Annotated in this window: 13 protein-coding genes and 4 tRNA genes; 5 read left to right on the top strand and 12 right to left on the bottom strand. The window is 43.4% G+C overall.

Translation table 11 applies throughout. From position 1 onward, the window contains the following. Positions 1–110 precede the first annotated feature (110 nt). Positions 111–1,016: a CsgG/HfaB family protein gene (locus tag AC1P5O_RS05545; RefSeq protein WP_499005840.1), complete on the bottom strand. Its 906-nt coding sequence runs from the start codon at positions 1,014–1,016 to the stop codon at positions 111–113. After that, complete coding sequence (locus AC1P5O_RS05540) at positions 1,010–1,387, bottom strand: hypothetical protein (protein ID WP_004732227.1); 378 nt, start codon at positions 1,385–1,387, stop codon at positions 1,010–1,012. The genes AC1P5O_RS05545 and AC1P5O_RS05540 overlap by 7 nt, the downstream gene beginning before the upstream one ends. A gap of 864 nt (positions 1,388–2,251) precedes the next feature. Here AC1P5O_RS05540 and AC1P5O_RS05535 point away from each other — a divergent pair. Next, positions 2,252–2,701 (top strand): hypothetical protein, encoded by a 450-nt coding sequence (locus AC1P5O_RS05535; protein WP_499005838.1) that lies wholly within the window; start codon positions 2,252–2,254, stop codon positions 2,699–2,701. Between the two features lie 53 nt (positions 2,702–2,754). Here AC1P5O_RS05535 and wrbA read toward each other — a convergent pair whose 3' ends face one another. Next, positions 2,755–3,348: an NAD(P)H:quinone oxidoreductase gene (gene wrbA, locus AC1P5O_RS05530; RefSeq protein ID WP_004732232.1), complete on the bottom strand. Its 594-nt coding sequence runs from the start codon at positions 3,346–3,348 to the stop codon at positions 2,755–2,757. Between the two features lie 104 nt (positions 3,349–3,452). On the opposite strand from wrbA, the gene AC1P5O_RS05525 reads away from it, so the two are divergent. Beyond that, complete coding sequence (locus AC1P5O_RS05525) at positions 3,453–4,706, top strand: YihY family inner membrane protein (protein ID WP_318270457.1); 1,254 nt, start codon at positions 3,453–3,455, stop codon at positions 4,704–4,706. Positions 4,707–4,735: 29 nt separating this feature from the next. Here the strand turns inward: AC1P5O_RS05525 and yddG are convergent, their stop codons facing one another. Both yddG and AC1P5O_RS05515 read right to left on the bottom strand, forming a co-directional pair. After that, on the bottom strand, positions 4,736–5,623 hold the full coding sequence (yddG, locus tag AC1P5O_RS05520) for an aromatic amino acid DMT transporter YddG (RefSeq protein ID WP_004732233.1): 888 nt from the start codon (positions 5,621–5,623) through the stop codon (positions 4,736–4,738). Beyond that, positions 5,620–6,558, bottom strand: coding sequence for a DMT family transporter (locus AC1P5O_RS05515; protein WP_004732236.1), 939 nt, complete (start codon positions 6,556–6,558; stop codon positions 5,620–5,622). The genes yddG and AC1P5O_RS05515 overlap by 4 nt, the downstream gene beginning before the upstream one ends. Positions 6,559–6,662: 104 nt before the next feature. Between AC1P5O_RS05515 and AC1P5O_RS05510 the strand changes: the two genes are divergently transcribed. Further along, the gene (locus AC1P5O_RS05510) at positions 6,663–7,484 is read left to right on the top strand and encodes an AraC family transcriptional regulator (RefSeq protein ID WP_004732238.1); all 822 of its coding nucleotides are present in this window, start codon (positions 6,663–6,665) and stop codon (positions 7,482–7,484) included. A gap of 52 nt (positions 7,485–7,536) precedes the next feature. On the opposite strand, the gene AC1P5O_RS05505 is transcribed toward AC1P5O_RS05510, so the two are convergent. Together AC1P5O_RS05505 and AC1P5O_RS05500 are read right to left on the bottom strand one after the other, a co-directional pair. Further along, the gene (locus tag AC1P5O_RS05505; protein WP_004732240.1) at positions 7,537–8,178 is read right to left on the bottom strand and encodes a fumarylacetoacetate hydrolase family protein; all 642 of its coding nucleotides are present in this window, start codon (positions 8,176–8,178) and stop codon (positions 7,537–7,539) included. A gap of 37 nt (positions 8,179–8,215) precedes the next feature. Beyond that, positions 8,216–8,713: a YcxB family protein gene (locus AC1P5O_RS05500; RefSeq protein ID WP_004645081.1), complete on the bottom strand. Its 498-nt coding sequence runs from the start codon at positions 8,711–8,713 to the stop codon at positions 8,216–8,218. A 168-nt stretch (positions 8,714–8,881) separates the two neighbouring features. Here AC1P5O_RS05500 and AC1P5O_RS05495 point away from each other — a divergent pair, with 168 nt between their 5' ends. Further along, positions 8,882–10,180, top strand: coding sequence for a hypothetical protein (locus AC1P5O_RS05495; protein ID WP_005265578.1), 1,299 nt, complete (start codon positions 8,882–8,884; stop codon positions 10,178–10,180). Between the two features lie 105 nt (positions 10,181–10,285). On the opposite strand, the gene AC1P5O_RS05490 is transcribed toward AC1P5O_RS05495, so the two are convergent. The 5 genes from AC1P5O_RS05490 to AC1P5O_RS05470 form a co-directional block, all read right to left on the bottom strand. Continuing rightward, a tRNA-Arg gene (locus tag AC1P5O_RS05490) sits at positions 10,286–10,362 on the bottom strand. 287 nt (positions 10,363–10,649) lie between these two features. After that, complete coding sequence (locus AC1P5O_RS05485) at positions 10,650–11,255, bottom strand: dihydrofolate reductase family protein (RefSeq protein ID WP_004732246.1); 606 nt, start codon at positions 11,253–11,255, stop codon at positions 10,650–10,652. 118 nt (positions 11,256–11,373) lie between these two features. Continuing rightward, positions 11,374–11,450, bottom strand: a tRNA-Arg gene (locus AC1P5O_RS05480). Between the two features lie 49 nt (positions 11,451–11,499). Continuing rightward, a tRNA-Arg gene (locus AC1P5O_RS05475) sits at positions 11,500–11,576 on the bottom strand. 16 nt (positions 11,577–11,592) lie between these two features. After that, positions 11,593–11,682 (bottom strand) — tRNA-Ser (locus tag AC1P5O_RS05470). Positions 11,683–11,945: 263 nt separating this feature from the next. Between AC1P5O_RS05470 and rnr the strand changes: the two genes are divergently transcribed. Next, positions 11,946–14,393, top strand: coding sequence for a ribonuclease R (rnr, locus tag AC1P5O_RS05465; protein ID WP_336754582.1), 2,448 nt, complete (start codon positions 11,946–11,948; stop codon positions 14,391–14,393). Positions 14,394–14,427: the final 34 nt, after the last annotated feature.

Genomic DNA, 14,427 nt, shown 5'->3' with positions numbered 1-14,427 from the left:
ATCGTTTGAAGGATAAAAAAAGAATTGGGATTCAGCCGCAGGTTGAAACTTAATACGAGATCAAAGGGGTCAATTTTACTTCGCCATTTTTAAGGTAAAAGGGGTCAATTTTAAAATGCCGTTGACACCTGAACAACACTGCTTGAAGCTGTACTATTTTGTTGCTGGTTTTTCTTGTATTTATGCAGAGCGACAGAACTTCGGGTTAAGTTCAATTGACCAAACTCTGGCGGTATCTGCGCACGGCAACTTTCAAATACGGCGGGTGGGACAACCTGACTCAGCAATTCAAAAGTGGCCAGATTCAACATTTGCCGCAAGGCAAAGTTAGTTGCCTCTCGTTCTCCTTTTCCAATCTGAATATTTAAGAGTGTACGACCAGCGAATCTGCCTGCACTTAAGCCATAATCCTGTGCAGCAATTTGCTTCTGCAATGAAACATTGCCCACGACTTTACTGCTGCGGGTATCAGTCAAAGATAAATCCAGACCGACCATAATCCGGGTTTGACTATAATTCGGACCGACACCAGCGATCTGCATGTCAAAACCACCACCCGGAATAAAATCCAGACTGTTAATACTGCCTGTCACATAATAATCAGAAGCCTGGATTTGTCTTGGATCACGAATGCCCCACTTGGCTTCGCTTTCAATAATCCGGGGATCACGCCGGTTCATTAAGCTTACCCCCGCCTGAAACAAGGCAGATTGCACCATATCTCCCGCACCTTGGGTCACCATTTTTCCGCTACCACCATTGGTAACTACATCCTTACCGGTTTGATCCAGAATTGCCCCCACGGAGAAACTCACATCACTACGTAATTGTCCTTTTAGGCAGGATAAAGCCATATCAAAAGGGGTAAAAATATCGGTAATTGGGGGACCTTGCACCAGGCTAACTGGCTTCTTGTTTGAGGGTGCTAAACCTGTGCAGCCTGTTAAAAAAGAACTAAAAAGGACGGTGACACTTACGAAAGATAAATGTCTTCTGGTCGAGGAGAAATTCAGCATTGTGATTCTCCTGGTCTGTTACTTAAATTAAGACAGCGCTGAGGATTTTGGTTGGTATTTGAATTGACTGGTGCTTCATTCAGCAATTCACTCGTAATATCAATATTGTTGTCTGTACCCTCTACATTGATATTGTTGGTCGGGGTATTTACCGTCCCGATGGAAGTGGTTGAGGTGCTATGAACGGTGGTTTTACCTAATCCGGAATAATAGTCTGACTCCTTAAGTTCGATTAGATTGGCTTGAACTAGATTCTCATTGGAACGGGCACTGGATGATTTCCAACGCTGAGTCCACTCATCAGAAGTGGCATAAGCGTTACTTAGAAAACATAAACATAATAAACCCAGATTGATAACTAACATTCTCATAATCTTAATATCCTCTGATTTAAGATATTTATTTAATTTTTCATTTAATAAGATTAAATTTATCTGAAAAATATTAAATCACATAAAATTATAAAATGTAAAACTTATCCCTATTCACATATTTTTTTATTTTATTTAAAAATATAAATTATTGTTTTTATTTAAATAATATATATTTGTTTATTATTTGTGATTTGTAAGAAATCATTATATAAAAAATTTTGAATATAAAATTCATATAAAAAACTTGATTAAAATAATATATTTTTTATATTATTAATAATCAAAAATTTATCTAATAAAGATTAGAATTATTATGCTTTTTACATTTTAAAGACCGTAAATTTTTATTTTATTAGAACTTCTATTTAATAACGATAAATGTCACACTTTGTTTAAAATACAATTAATCAATTACAATGAAGGTGACTTATAAAGAAACACCAATATTCAGGTGTATTTTGTCTGAAAAATTTTAATAGACCTCATAAGAACTCGTTTACATATTTTTCGACTTCCTTTCCTTTTTCATCTCAACTCCAGAAATAGTCTTTCTAAGAGCTAAAAGCACAATATTTAGAATGATGAGAGAAGAACATTTCTGATGATCTTGAGATTTGCCATTTCCTCAATGACAGGTTAAGAATTGCGTTAATCAACCAAGAAGGCATATATTTACAGCTGAAATACAATGTTTTAGCGTGAACTCAACTAGAATCAAGTGAGTATGCAATGTTTCTGATTTGCGAATTCAAAACTTATCTAGTGTGTTGTTGTATGTTATGAATAAGTGCTGATCAGGGCACACATCCTATTCCCGACAAACCTAAAACAAGCACATCTCAATCCTTAATGGAACAATCTATGCAATGTCCTAAATGTGGCTCAGCCGATATCGAACAGCGCGATCATGAACAGAATTTAAAGAAAATTGGCGGCATTCTCATGAGTTCAGCGGGTGCAACTGCAGGGACTGTAGGTGGCGCTGCTTCAGGTGCATCGATTGGTGCTGCGATTGGTACTGTAGCCGGACCTTTAGGTGTAATTGTCGGCGGAACCGTAGGCACTTTTGTCGGTGCAATCAGTGTCGGGATTACCGGCGGTGTGGTCGGTAATTTTCTGGGGAAAAAGGCCGGGGTTTCTGTCGACCGTAATCTGTTTCAGGATTATCAATGTCTGAAATGCAAATACAGATTTAGTCAAAAAGATCAAAAAGATCAAAAAGATCAAAAAGATCAAAAAGATCAAAAAGATCAAAAAGATCAAAAAGATCAAAAAGATCAAAAAGATCAAAAAGATCAAAAAAAAGCCTAATAAAATTCAGGAAATGAAGTTCATCCTTCATTTCCTGTGAGTGTTTTTCAGACTCAATTGAGTTTCAGTACCACTTCACCTAAACGCTTGCCTTGTACTTCACATAGAATTTTTTCATCCTGACTCAGGCCCTGATCATGCCGCGGGCCGCTGACATGACTAGCACCATAAGGTGTACCACCAGTTTTGGTATTCGATAGTGCCGGTGTTGCGTTACTAAGCCCCATGATCATCATGCCATGATGAAATAACGGCGGCAGCATGGTGAGTAAAGTACTTTCCTGTCCGCCATGCATGGAACCTGATGCCGTAAACACGCAAGCCGGTTTACCGTGTAGCGCTCCATTCAGCCACAGACTCGTGGTCTGATCCCAAAAATATTTCATTTCAGAGGACATATTGCCAAAACGGGTCGGTGAACCGAGCGCCAGGCCGGCACACTGCGCTAGATCATCCAGAGTACAGTAAATATCCCCTTCTGCCGGAATACTCGGTTCAGCAACTTTTACCATACTGGAAATATTTGGAACTGTCCTGATTTTTACTGCCACGCCTGCCGCTTCAATTCCATTGGCAATCAGATGCGCCATTTCTTTGGTTGAGCCATATTTGCTGTAATATAAAACAAGGACATAAGGTTGCATCATGGTTCTTATTCATTACTTAAAAAAATAAAACTATACGATACTTTGCAAGTTTTTTGGTTAAGCTGATGATGAAAATTCATGATGATTAAAAAAATTGAGATTGGATGCAGATGATTGTTAAGTATTTAAAGAAATTACCTTTCTATGAAAAACACTGGTTTCAATTTGTTTTATTTGTACTTCGACGCTTTGAAGCAGACCGCTGTCGCGAACAGGCAGGTTCCCTAACCTACACTACCTTGTTTGCGGTGGTGCCGATGCTGACGGTTTTTCTGGTAATTATCTCTTCCATTAAAGCGCTGGAACCTGCGCGGCAGCAATTACAGCAGCTCATCTATAGTAATTTTTTGCCCAAAACCACCATTGCCTTTGATAAAGCCTTGAATGCCTTTACCGATAAATCCAGCAATCTCACCATCATTGGTATTCTGTTCTTGTTTGTGACGACAGTATTGATGCTCAGCAGTATCGAAACGGTGTTTAACCGCATTTGGCGTGTGACTGAAACGCGAGGCGGGATTATGGGCTTTATGCGTTACTGGACCATCATTTCGCTAGGGCCGATTTTACTGGGCAGTGCGTTTGTGATTTCTTCGACCGTGGCATCCATGAGCATTCTCAGCAATAACTTTGCCGGTTATGAGCTGGACGGCGCCTTTGTCCTCTGGGCGATTTCCTTTTCTTTGACTGTACTCGGATTTTTCATTTTGAACTGGACCATCCCGAATCGTAGTGTACCGCTTAAATCTGCCTTTATTGCCGGTCTGTTTAGTGCCGTGGTGTTTGAGCTGTTGAAAAACCTGTTCGGCTATATCATGTCAAACTTCACCAGTTATGAAATTGTCTATGGCGCATTCGCCGCCGTACCGATTTTCCTGCTCTGGATTTATCTGTCGTGGATCATTGTATTATTGGGGGTTGAAATCAGTTATGCCCTGACGGCGTTTGAATCTGGGCAGGACAATAAACGTCATCCGATCGTCATGCTGCTGGATCTGTTAGAACTCTTTTATAAAAAACAGAAAACCGGTGAAAGCATCAGTGAAGCACAAGCGCTTGAAGTGCTGGGCCGGGATGAAATTGGCCGCTGGCCGAGCTATGTCGCCATGTTTGAAAAGCAGAATCTAATCAAACGCACCGATGAGAATGAATATGTGCTGGTTCGCGATCTGGATCAGGTCAGCTTCTGGAATTTTTATCTGCAATTGCCTTATCCACTGCCACGCAAAAACCATCTCACCAATGCCCAGACTGATGACATCTGGATGCAAAATTTCTCACCTAGATTACAGGAAACTGATCAATATCTGGAAGAAAAACTCAATTTTCCATTGTCCGAACTGTTCCGACATAAATAAAAAAATCCTCTCGCTTGAGAGGATTTTTTTTAACTGATAGCGGTAGATTTCCAGCAAACAATCGCACCCACGCTTACCAAAGTAGTCCCGATCCAGAAACTGAGTTCGGGGCTGACATCCAAAATCAGCATGGACATGACCGAAGAAAGAATCGGCATAAAGTAAGTGGCTAAGATCAGCACCTTGATATTGCCGAATTGCATACTCTGATTCCAGTTGCTATAGGCGATACCAATCAGACTTCCCACCACTGCAATTCCCAGCCATAGCTTGAATGTGGGCATGATAAAAGGTTCATTTAATCCTAAATGTAAGAGCCATAAGCTGATTACAGCGACCAAAAAGAAAATCGGTACGCCATTTTGTCCGCGGCCGTAGGTTCTGGTCAGAACGCAATAGCAAGGCCATAACAAAGCGCCGAGGCAGGCAAAGCCATAGGCCCAAGGATTTTCAGCTAAAACCTGCATGAACTTCGGCAGATTAGTGATTTCTGGATTGACCACCAGCATCAGTCCCATCACAGCGAGCAGAAATCCTGGAATCACCCAGAGGCGGGCCTGCAACTGTCGGGCAAAAATCGAAAAAACAATCATCAAGGGTGGCCACAGATAATTGATCATGGCAATCAGCATCACCTGTTCACGATTATCCGACCATGCCACAGCAACCAGAAATAGAATCTCATAAGCCACAAATAAAGCGCCACAACCGAGCAGATAACGCTTGGACATTTGCGTGATTTTTGGAAAGCCGGTGAACGCAAAAATCGCCAGACTGCTAAAACTATAAATTAAAGCAATCCCCTGCACTGCACTGGTGGATTCAGTAATCAGTTTCACTACGGCGACCAGACTGGCCCAGATCAGAATAGAAGACAGACCAATCCAGGTCGCTAAATTTACAGACCAGATTTTCATGCTTGCTCTTGAATGCTTTTATTGATATTCGGTTTTTTCAGCCATCCCTGCAAACTCACTAGAATCACACCCAGCATGACCATACAGGTGCCGATAATAAAATTGATTTCGATATGTTCATCCAGAATCAGCACGCCGCACAGCATGCCGAATACAGGGGTCAAAAAGGAAAATACGCCCAGACGTGATGCCAGATAATGTTTCAGCATCCAGAACCAGATCAGATAACTGGCAAAGGAAATCACCACGGTATGAAAAACCAGACTGGAAATAGACAACACTGTCCATTGAATGGCTGCTTGTCCAGTCAGAACAGCCAGAGGCAATAACAGGATTCCACCTATCAATAATTGATAGAACAAAGTCTGGGTTGAAGGTGCTTCAGCCAGCCGGCTCAGACGTACACTGCCTGTGGTGGCTGCCCAGAATACGCCGCCAAGCAAAGCCAGAAAATCTCCCCACAAGGCATCAGTTTGTAAAGTTGATTCTGTCTGTGGACGTAACAGAAAACTGACTACAATTCCGCTAAAGGCAAGAAATATTCCGCCCCATTGCACAGAAGACAAACGCTCTGCCGGCAATTTCCAGTGTAAACCCAAAGCCACAAAAATCGGCGCGGTATAAAGTAAAACAATCGTATGCGAGGCTGAGGTATAACGCAGTGCCTCACCAATCAGATAGAATTCGGTTGCAAACAACACACCGACTAGTAATCCTGCAGGTAAATAGCGTGCATTCCAGAGTTGACGGCGCACGCTCTGCTGAATCAGGGGATAAACCATCAGCGCAGATAAGGCTGAACGCAAGGCAATTTGCATCAGGGCTGAAATATCACTGGCGGCCCATTTCAATACCACCTGTTGTAAACCCCACAACATACACAATACAAACATGATGGCAGATGCTTTGGCATCTAATGCCTGACGCTGGCTCACATACGGTCCTGTTGCTCATTTGGAAGGTACACTATAAAAGCGTCAGAAATAAAAGATATACTTCAAAGTAGACAAATGATGGTGTTATTCAGGCAATTTCGGTGATGCATAAAAAAATCCAAGCAGATTCAGCTTCGCTCAAGCAACTTCCGACCCATGATCTGATTAAAGCACCGCTCTGGCTCAGTTTCAGGGAGGATCCCGCGCAATCTGTTTATCCGCTGCATGGCCATGCCTGGGGAGAATTTGTCTATGCTTTTCATGGCGTGATGGAAGTGAATATTAATCATATAAATTATGTGACACCTTCACCTCACGGCATCTGGCTCCCGCCAAATTTAGAACATCGTGGTCTGAACCGTACCGCAGTTTCTCATGGCACCCTGTATGTGCATGAATCACTATGCAGCCAACTGCCCACCCAACCCGGCATCCTGCTCAGTGCACCTCTGGTCCCCGCTTTATTCACCCACCTGAAACAACTGTATCAGCAAGACCATCCAGCACTCGAGAATTCAGTTGAATATCAGCGTCTGCTACAGGTGCTGCTCGATCAGCTCCAGCAAGCCCAACTGGTCAGCAGTTATTTACCGCATTCAGAACATGCATTGCTGAAACAGATTTTAGATTATTTACATCAGCATCCAGCAGATCAGAGCTCGCTGCAGCAACTGGCAGAACGCGTCAATTTAACCGAGCGGACGCTAGCGCGATATAGCCAGAAAGAACTGGGAATGTCACTACATGAATGGCGGCAACGCCTGAAAGTGATGCAGGCCATGTCTTTATTAAATGCAGCGCATAGCGTTGAAAGCATTGCCTTTGATCTGGGCTATGCCAATGCCTCGGCATTTATCAACATGTTTAAACGCTGGATGGGAAGCACCCCAGATCAGTTTCGCAAGCGTTATACTGTTAATGAATAAAATGATGCATATGAAAAAGGAGCCCATTGGCTCCTTTGATTCAAAATCTTGGTTATTTCACAAAAGTCGTCCAGACATAATCCTGAGACTGCCCTTTGAGGGTCATTTTCAGTTGATCGCCTGAATGCAATGCTGCAACACCTGCCGGGGTACCGGTCATCACCACATCCCCTTCTTCCAAAGTAAAGACCTGACTGATGTCAGCCAGCAAGGTAGCAATATCAAAAATCAATAAAGCGGTATCACCTTTTTGACGTAGCTCATCATTGACTTGCAGTGTGTAATGCACATCTTTCCAGTCCGTGACTACATCGGCGACAGGCACCCAGTCCGACAACAGACAAGAGCCATCAAAGGCTTTGGCACGTTCCCAAGGCTGGCCTTTTTTCTTGAGATCATCCTGTAAATCACGCAAAGTTAAGTCCAGACCTAAAGTCACCGCACCCACAGCTTCAAGTGATTTCACAGGATCGCTTTCTTTGCTTAAAGTCCGGTCAATGCGCAAGCTGAGTTCACATTCATAATGACAATTGCCCCATTCCGGATTCCATTCAATGCCTGCTTCGAGCGAACTTAAGGCACTCGGTGGCTTGATAAACAATACCGGACGATCAGGGATCGCATTGCCGAGTTCTTTGGCATGATCGGCATAACTGCGACCCACGCAAACGATTTTGGATGGACGTGTGCTCATGATCAAAACTTCCCTTTTCCTTTTATAGATATCTGAATTATTTTTTAAATGTATGCTCGAACATACTCTGTTCAGTGCCGTCCTTAAATGCACGCTTCGGCACAATAACCACGGTACGGTTTTTTAATTCCAGCATATAAGTGAGTTTACCGACAGCAAAATTCTGCACTTCGCTATATGGCACCAACTTACTACGATCATTATTAAAAATTTCCGCATAGTCCTGATACAAATCAATACCCTGTTCGCTTTTACCAAACTGATATTTAACAAACTGACGTTTAAACATCATCGGCAGGAACCAGTAACGCATAATACCTTGCAGGAGCAGAAAAAATGCGCCCAAAGCCACGTAATAACGTCCGACGCCATCAAAACCCATCGAGAAACCCCAGATGATGATCCCGATACTGACCAGAGGCGTCAGAAAACGTGAAATCTGCTTTTTACCAAACGTCGCCAGGGCAAAACCATCCTGAGATTCTTCTAAAGTCAGAAAATAACGGGTCGATAAAGTCGGTGCTGACTCAGTCATAGCATCACATCAAAAATAAAATCTTGCCCAATACTATACCAAAATATCCATAGCGCTTATGGCCTGTCGCATCAATTACATAACTTTGCTTTGGAAATACGTGCATTTGGTTTTAAATAAACAGCAATTAAAACAAAAAATACGCAACAGGATGTTGCAGGATGTTGAATGAAAGGATTAAAGCAATGCATGCTCATCGGTGTTTGTTTGGCAGTTTCTGTCCCAGCACTGGCCAAGATTATTCCTTGGAATGCCGAATTGCCGAGCAGTCTGAGTGCTTATCAGGGCAATGCCCAGCAACTGGCAGAATTAACCGGCGAGCGGATTCTGATTTATGCGCATCCAACCAGTAAAACCCAGCTCCCCACCTTAAACAATAATGCAGCCAGCAAGACACAGTTTTATAGTGCAGCTGTGGTATTGCCTGTGGCTGAAGCTCAAGTTGAAAAATTGCTGCGCCATTATCCAAATTATGTGGGTCTGTTTCCAACTTTAAAGTCAGCCAAAGTGCTAGAGCAGCAGGGTTCGATTCAGCAGATTAAATATCAGGTTCATATCCCGACCCCGATTCCGGTGTTAAACTTTAAAGAAACTGTAGTGATGCAGCATCATCTGGGCGAAAACAGCATCAGCACCTTAATTATTGATGCGCCGATTCCCTATGGTGCGGGAAAACTGGAATGGTTTGCACTGGGTCCGCATAAAACGCTGGTGACTGTCACCCAATGGGGCGACCTGAATCAGCCCAAAGGCTTTTTATTCAGTAAAATCCTGAATGCGCTGCCTGAAGCCAAACTCGGCATTCCGCCGAGTACCAATGCATTTCTACTGGAAGCACTACAACAGCGCTTTGAAACCGATCATATAGCGGCACTAGCAACTCCAATTCCGCAGATGAGATTCAACCCTCAACAGCTACAAAAAATTGCCCAGATCAGCCAAAAATCAGGGCAACCGGTCAGTTTCATTTTACCGAGCTATCAGGTCAAAGAAGGAAAAGCCTCAGAAAATTTAAGATTTAGCAGCACCTATCAATATTTTGCGCATCCGGTCGAAAAATTGCGACCGTGGTTAGCGGCTGAAGCGACGCAGCAGCTTTTTCCTCGGCAGATCAAGAAAGTCGAACTGAATCCGGTCAATACTCAGAATATAGATGCCAACTATAAGGTGTCGGTGGGTTTGGGCGTGATTCAGATCCCGTTTAATTTTAAGATGCATTTTTACCAACCTGATTCCCTGCAAAACCAGTTCAATGCCAATGGCGGTGACTTGAAGTTTGTGAAAGGTGGTATGCGCTTATTGCCGCAGTCACAAGGTACCTTATTTCAAATCACCAGCAGTATGAAAATTCACGATCAGGCGCCGTTCTTATTAAGAGCCATGCGTAGCATGCCCTATCATGATATTTTACCAGCAGTGGGTGGTAATACCGTTTATGCACTGAAAGTGCAGCAGAAATTAAGATGAGTAGGAAGCAGAGAGTTATTGGTTTTTTATATGAAAAATAGTTAAAAATCACAGACGTAAAAAAACCGCATCAACGTGCGGTTTTTTCAGAATTCTTATCAAGATTGGTGCGCTCAGAGAGATTCGAACTCCCGACCCCTTAGTTCGTAGCCAAGTGCTCTATCCAGCTGAGCTATGAGCGCGACGTCTTGATGGGGTGCATTATACGAGCTTTTTCAGTCTTGTTAAGTGTTTTTTAATAAAATCACAACTGAATGTACAGTAATTAAACGATGTATCAAAATTTATAGTTTTCTGCTGAAAATTTCTGCGGATTTAGAGCTAAAAACACTTAATTAATTCAATCAAGAGGCTTGTATTTTCCAAAAATTCCATCACTACGCAATGGGTCAGCCTTAAGTATTCTTAACCAGGTATTCAGCCAGAATAGAATTCAAATATAAAACGACCATCATCCTTGTACACTTTATCACTCGCCTATTGTTCCAGTCTTTACTTCTCCTGCCCTTTGATAATGCGTAAACACAATACCATTTGAGCTGGCCAGATGATCTATCAATTGAAAAGCGGCGGGTATTGCTTCATAACTAAACAGGCGTTTGCCAACACCCAGTATAATTGGAAAAGTCAGCAGACGGAGTTCATCCACAAGTTCATATTTGAAAAGCGCCTGTACCACTGCAGCACTGCCATAAACTCGAATATCTCCCTCTCCTGATGCTTTAAGCTTGATTATCTCATCAATGCTTTTCAGAAAAAGGGTATTTTGCCAGTCGGAATGCTCCAGACTGGTAGAAAGAACATATTTATTGACGTCATTGATTCCCGGCCAGTCTTCAGTATGTGTGGGCCAGTAAGATTCAAAAATCTGAAAAGTATGTTTCCCTAAAAGAATATCGGAGGGCTGCATCCATTTTTGCATGATGACATCAAATGCCGGATCTGGTTCTGCGTTAAAATACGGCGCCACCCAGCCACCATATTGAAAACCACCAGATATATCTTCTTTTGGACCGCCGGGCCCTTGCATCACACCATCGAGGGTCAAAAATTCCTGGACAATGATTTTTCTCATCACGACTGCCTTTATTTTTATTCACTCGCCTGAGACTTATTTTTAGCACGTGATGTCTGGTATTTCTGTAAATTTTAGGCACAAAAAAACCGCAACATGTGCGGTTAATTGTTCAAGTTGGTGCGCTCAGAGAGATTCGAACTCCCGACCCCTTAGTTCGTAGCCAAGTGCTCTATCCAGCTGAGCTATGAGCGCGTAACTTGTGTGCCTCGGTTGGCGATACGTTTTTTCTGCTTAACCTACTTGGTGCGCTCAGAGAGATTCGAACTCCCGACCCCTTAGTTCGTAGCCAAGTGCTCTATCCAGCTGAGCTATGAGCGCGCGATGTAAGTAAGCGTGGCGGTGAGAGAGGGATTCGAACCCTCGATACAGTTACCCGTATGCGTCCTTAGCAGGGACGTGGTTTCAGCCACTCACCCATCTCACCGTAACGTGCGGCCATAATACAAATTTCGGCATGGCACTGCAAGCGCAGCATCAAAAAAAAGTGCATATTTTTGCTCGTTTAAATACTTTTTAAGCAATTCCTCGATTTTTCGTGCATTTTGATGGCAAAAAAACTGCATAAATTTCCAGTTATCGAAAATTAACAGAAAATTGAAAACTTAAATGGATTATTGCAATCATTTACGTGCAGTCTGCGCACACATGTTTTATGCTAAACCTATCTCCTAAGATAAATTTAAAGACATGATGAAAAACTGGGTCGATCCTGAAGCAAAAGCTGAAGCCGAACGTTATGACAACCCTATCCCTAGCCGCACGCTCATTTTAGAAACCATCGAAAAGAACAATGCCCAGTCCCATGCAGACCTGGTCGAACATTTTGAAATTGCAGATCAAAAAAGTATTGATGCTCTGAGCCACCGTTTAATTGCGATGGTGCGTGACGGGCAACTGATGAAAGATGGCTACAAGTTTCAGATTGCCGTCGAGCAACCTGAATCCGAAGCGACGGTTTATATCAATTCCCGAGGGATGGGAACTGCCAACATTTCCGGCCAGGACGACCTCTTATTGACTGAGCGTGAACTGCGCTTGGTCTTTAATGGTGACCGCGTTAAAGTGCGTCAGACTTCGGTAGACCGTAAAGGTAAGGCCTGGGGCTATATTACGGAAGTTGTGCAGCATCGTGTCAAACAGATCATTGGTAAAGTGTCAGAGTATGATGGTGAATACTTTATCCAGCCAGCCAACCCAAATGCACATCAGCCAATCACCCTTGAAAAAGAATTGATTGAACATGCCCAGGTCAATCTGGGTGACTCGATTCGTGTGGCGATTGATACTTATCCGACCCGTGAAGAATTCGCGACCGGACATATTGTGCAGTCCATGGCGGACAAGGCCGATACTGAAATCATCATTCCACAAACCATTTTAGAATATGGTTTGCCTTATGAATTCCCGGAAGAAGTGGTTAAAGAGGCCGAAAGCTTTAAAGAGCCAACGGCCAAAGACCGTGAAGGCCGTATTGATCTGCGTGATTTAGCATTGGTTACTATTGACGGTGAAGATGCGCGTGACTTTGATGATGCCGTTTATGCCGAAAAACGTCCCGGCGGTGGTTATCGCGTGGTCGTGGCCATTGCTGATGTTAGTCATTATGTACGTCCAGGCAAACCACTGGATGATGAAGCGCAGGAACGCGGGACGTCAGTCTACTTCCCGCACTTTGTTTTACCGATGTTACCTGAAGCATTGTCGAATGGCCTGTGTTCGTTAAATCCGAACGTTGACCGCCTATGTATGGTGTGTGATTTAAAACTGTCACGTGCTGGCCGAGTCACCGGTTTTGAGTTCTATCCGTCTGTCATGCATTCCAAGGCACGTTTGACCTATGATCAGGTCGCACAGTATCTGGAAGGCGACAGCCAGGCGATTACCGAAGATCGCGAAGTTCGCAAGTCGATCAACACCCTGTTCCAACTCTATCAAGTTCTTAAAGGTTTACGTGCTGAACGTCATGCCATGGAATTTGAAACCGTTGAAACTTACATGACCTTCGACGAACTAGGCGGAATTAAAGAAATTTTGCCGCGTAGCCGTAATGATGCACATAAGTTGATTGAAGAATGTATGTTGCTAGCCAACGTGGCAGCCGCAGAATATGCATTGAAAAATGAAATGCCAATGTTGTACCGCGTGCATGAGCCACCTGAGTTCTCACGTATCCAGAAAGTCCGTGACTTCGTCAAGCTGCTGGGTTTGAATTTCCCGGAACAGCCGACTCAGAAAGATTATCAGGCGGTGATTGAAGCGACCAAAGAACGGATTGATGCACCAAGTATTCATGCGGTGTTATTACGCTCCATGATGCAGGCTTACTATGGTGCGAGTAATGCAGGCCATTATGGTCTGGCTTATGAAGCCTATACACATTTCACTTCACCAATTCGCCGTTATCCGGATCTGTTATTGCATCGTGCAATCAAAGCACATTTAAATAACAAGCCATCTCCACTTTCAGGTGGTGCTTTAGATGAAGCTGGTGACCATTTCTCTGCCACAGAACGTCGTGCAGATGAAGCATCACGCTCGGTAACGACCTGGTTGAAATGCCATTATATGCAGCAGCATCTGGGTGAAGAATTTGTCGGCATTATTAGTGCAACGGCAGAATTTGGCCTGTTTGTCACGCTAAAAGACCTGTATGTCGATGGTATGGTGCATGTCAGCCAGCTAGGGGATGACTTCTTTGTCTTTGATCAAAGCAGCCAGAATCTGATCGGCCAGAACCGTGGTCAGGTCTTTGCTCTGGGCGATGAAGTCAAAATCAAGGTTGCCGGTGTCAATCTGGAAGAACGCAAGATCGACTTTGAACTGGTGCAACAACTCAGTCATGCCGGCCGTGCAGTTCGTGCCCGTGCACCGCGCGTGAGCGAGAAAAAACCAGTATCACGTCCAGCAGCTACAGAAGAAGTGTTTGGCAACAATGAACGTGAATCTAAATCCAACCTGAGCGCCGATGGAGAACAGCCCATACGACGCAAAAAAGGAAAAGGAAAACCCAGCTCTTACGGTAAAAAGTCTGCTAAACCATCTGCAGGAAAGTCTGAAGCAAAGGTTAAAGATAAAGTAAAGAAAAAGGCCAAGGTCAAAAAGAAAAAGTCGAATGCAAAAGCCAAGACTGAATAATTTTTGATGATCAAAAAGAGAGTGCTACGGCGCT

This window comes from Prolinoborus fasciculus, from assembly GCF_056724605.1.
The sequence above is the reverse complement of the archived record's forward strand: the minus strand, read 5'-3'. Positions and strand labels throughout refer to the sequence as shown.

What these genes read in the sequence shown, in the direction of transcription:
- AC1P5O_RS05545 (WP_499005840.1), bottom strand. Translation starts at nt 1,016, where the DNA reads ATGCTGAATTTCTCCTCGACCAGAAGACATTTATCTTTCGTAAGTGTC.
- AC1P5O_RS05540 (WP_004732227.1), bottom strand. Translation starts at nt 1,387, where the DNA reads ATGAGAATGTTAGTTATCAATCTGGGTTTATTATGTTTATGTTTTCTA.
- AC1P5O_RS05535 (WP_499005838.1), top strand. Translation starts at nt 2,252, where the DNA reads ATGCAATGTCCTAAATGTGGCTCAGCCGATATCGAACAGCGCGATCAT.
- wrbA (WP_004732232.1), bottom strand. Translation starts at nt 3,348, where the DNA reads ATGATGCAACCTTATGTCCTTGTTTTATATTACAGCAAATATGGCTCA.
- AC1P5O_RS05525 (WP_318270457.1), top strand. Translation starts at nt 3,453, where the DNA reads ATGCAGATGATTGTTAAGTATTTAAAGAAATTACCTTTCTATGAAAAA.
- yddG (WP_004732233.1), bottom strand. Translation starts at nt 5,623, where the DNA reads ATGAAAATCTGGTCTGTAAATTTAGCGACCTGGATTGGTCTGTCTTCT.
- AC1P5O_RS05510 (WP_004732238.1), top strand. Translation starts at nt 6,663, where the DNA reads ATGCATAAAAAAATCCAAGCAGATTCAGCTTCGCTCAAGCAACTTCCG.
- AC1P5O_RS05505 (WP_004732240.1), bottom strand. Translation starts at nt 8,178, where the DNA reads ATGAGCACACGTCCATCCAAAATCGTTTGCGTGGGTCGCAGTTATGCC.
- AC1P5O_RS05500 (WP_004645081.1), bottom strand. Translation starts at nt 8,713, where the DNA reads ATGACTGAGTCAGCACCGACTTTATCGACCCGTTATTTTCTGACTTTA.
- AC1P5O_RS05495 (WP_005265578.1), top strand. Translation starts at nt 8,882, where the DNA reads ATGAAAGGATTAAAGCAATGCATGCTCATCGGTGTTTGTTTGGCAGTT.
- AC1P5O_RS05485 (WP_004732246.1), bottom strand. Translation starts at nt 11,255, where the DNA reads ATGAGAAAAATCATTGTCCAGGAATTTTTGACCCTCGATGGTGTGATG.
- rnr (WP_336754582.1), top strand. Translation starts at nt 11,946, where the DNA reads ATGATGAAAAACTGGGTCGATCCTGAAGCAAAAGCTGAAGCCGAACGT.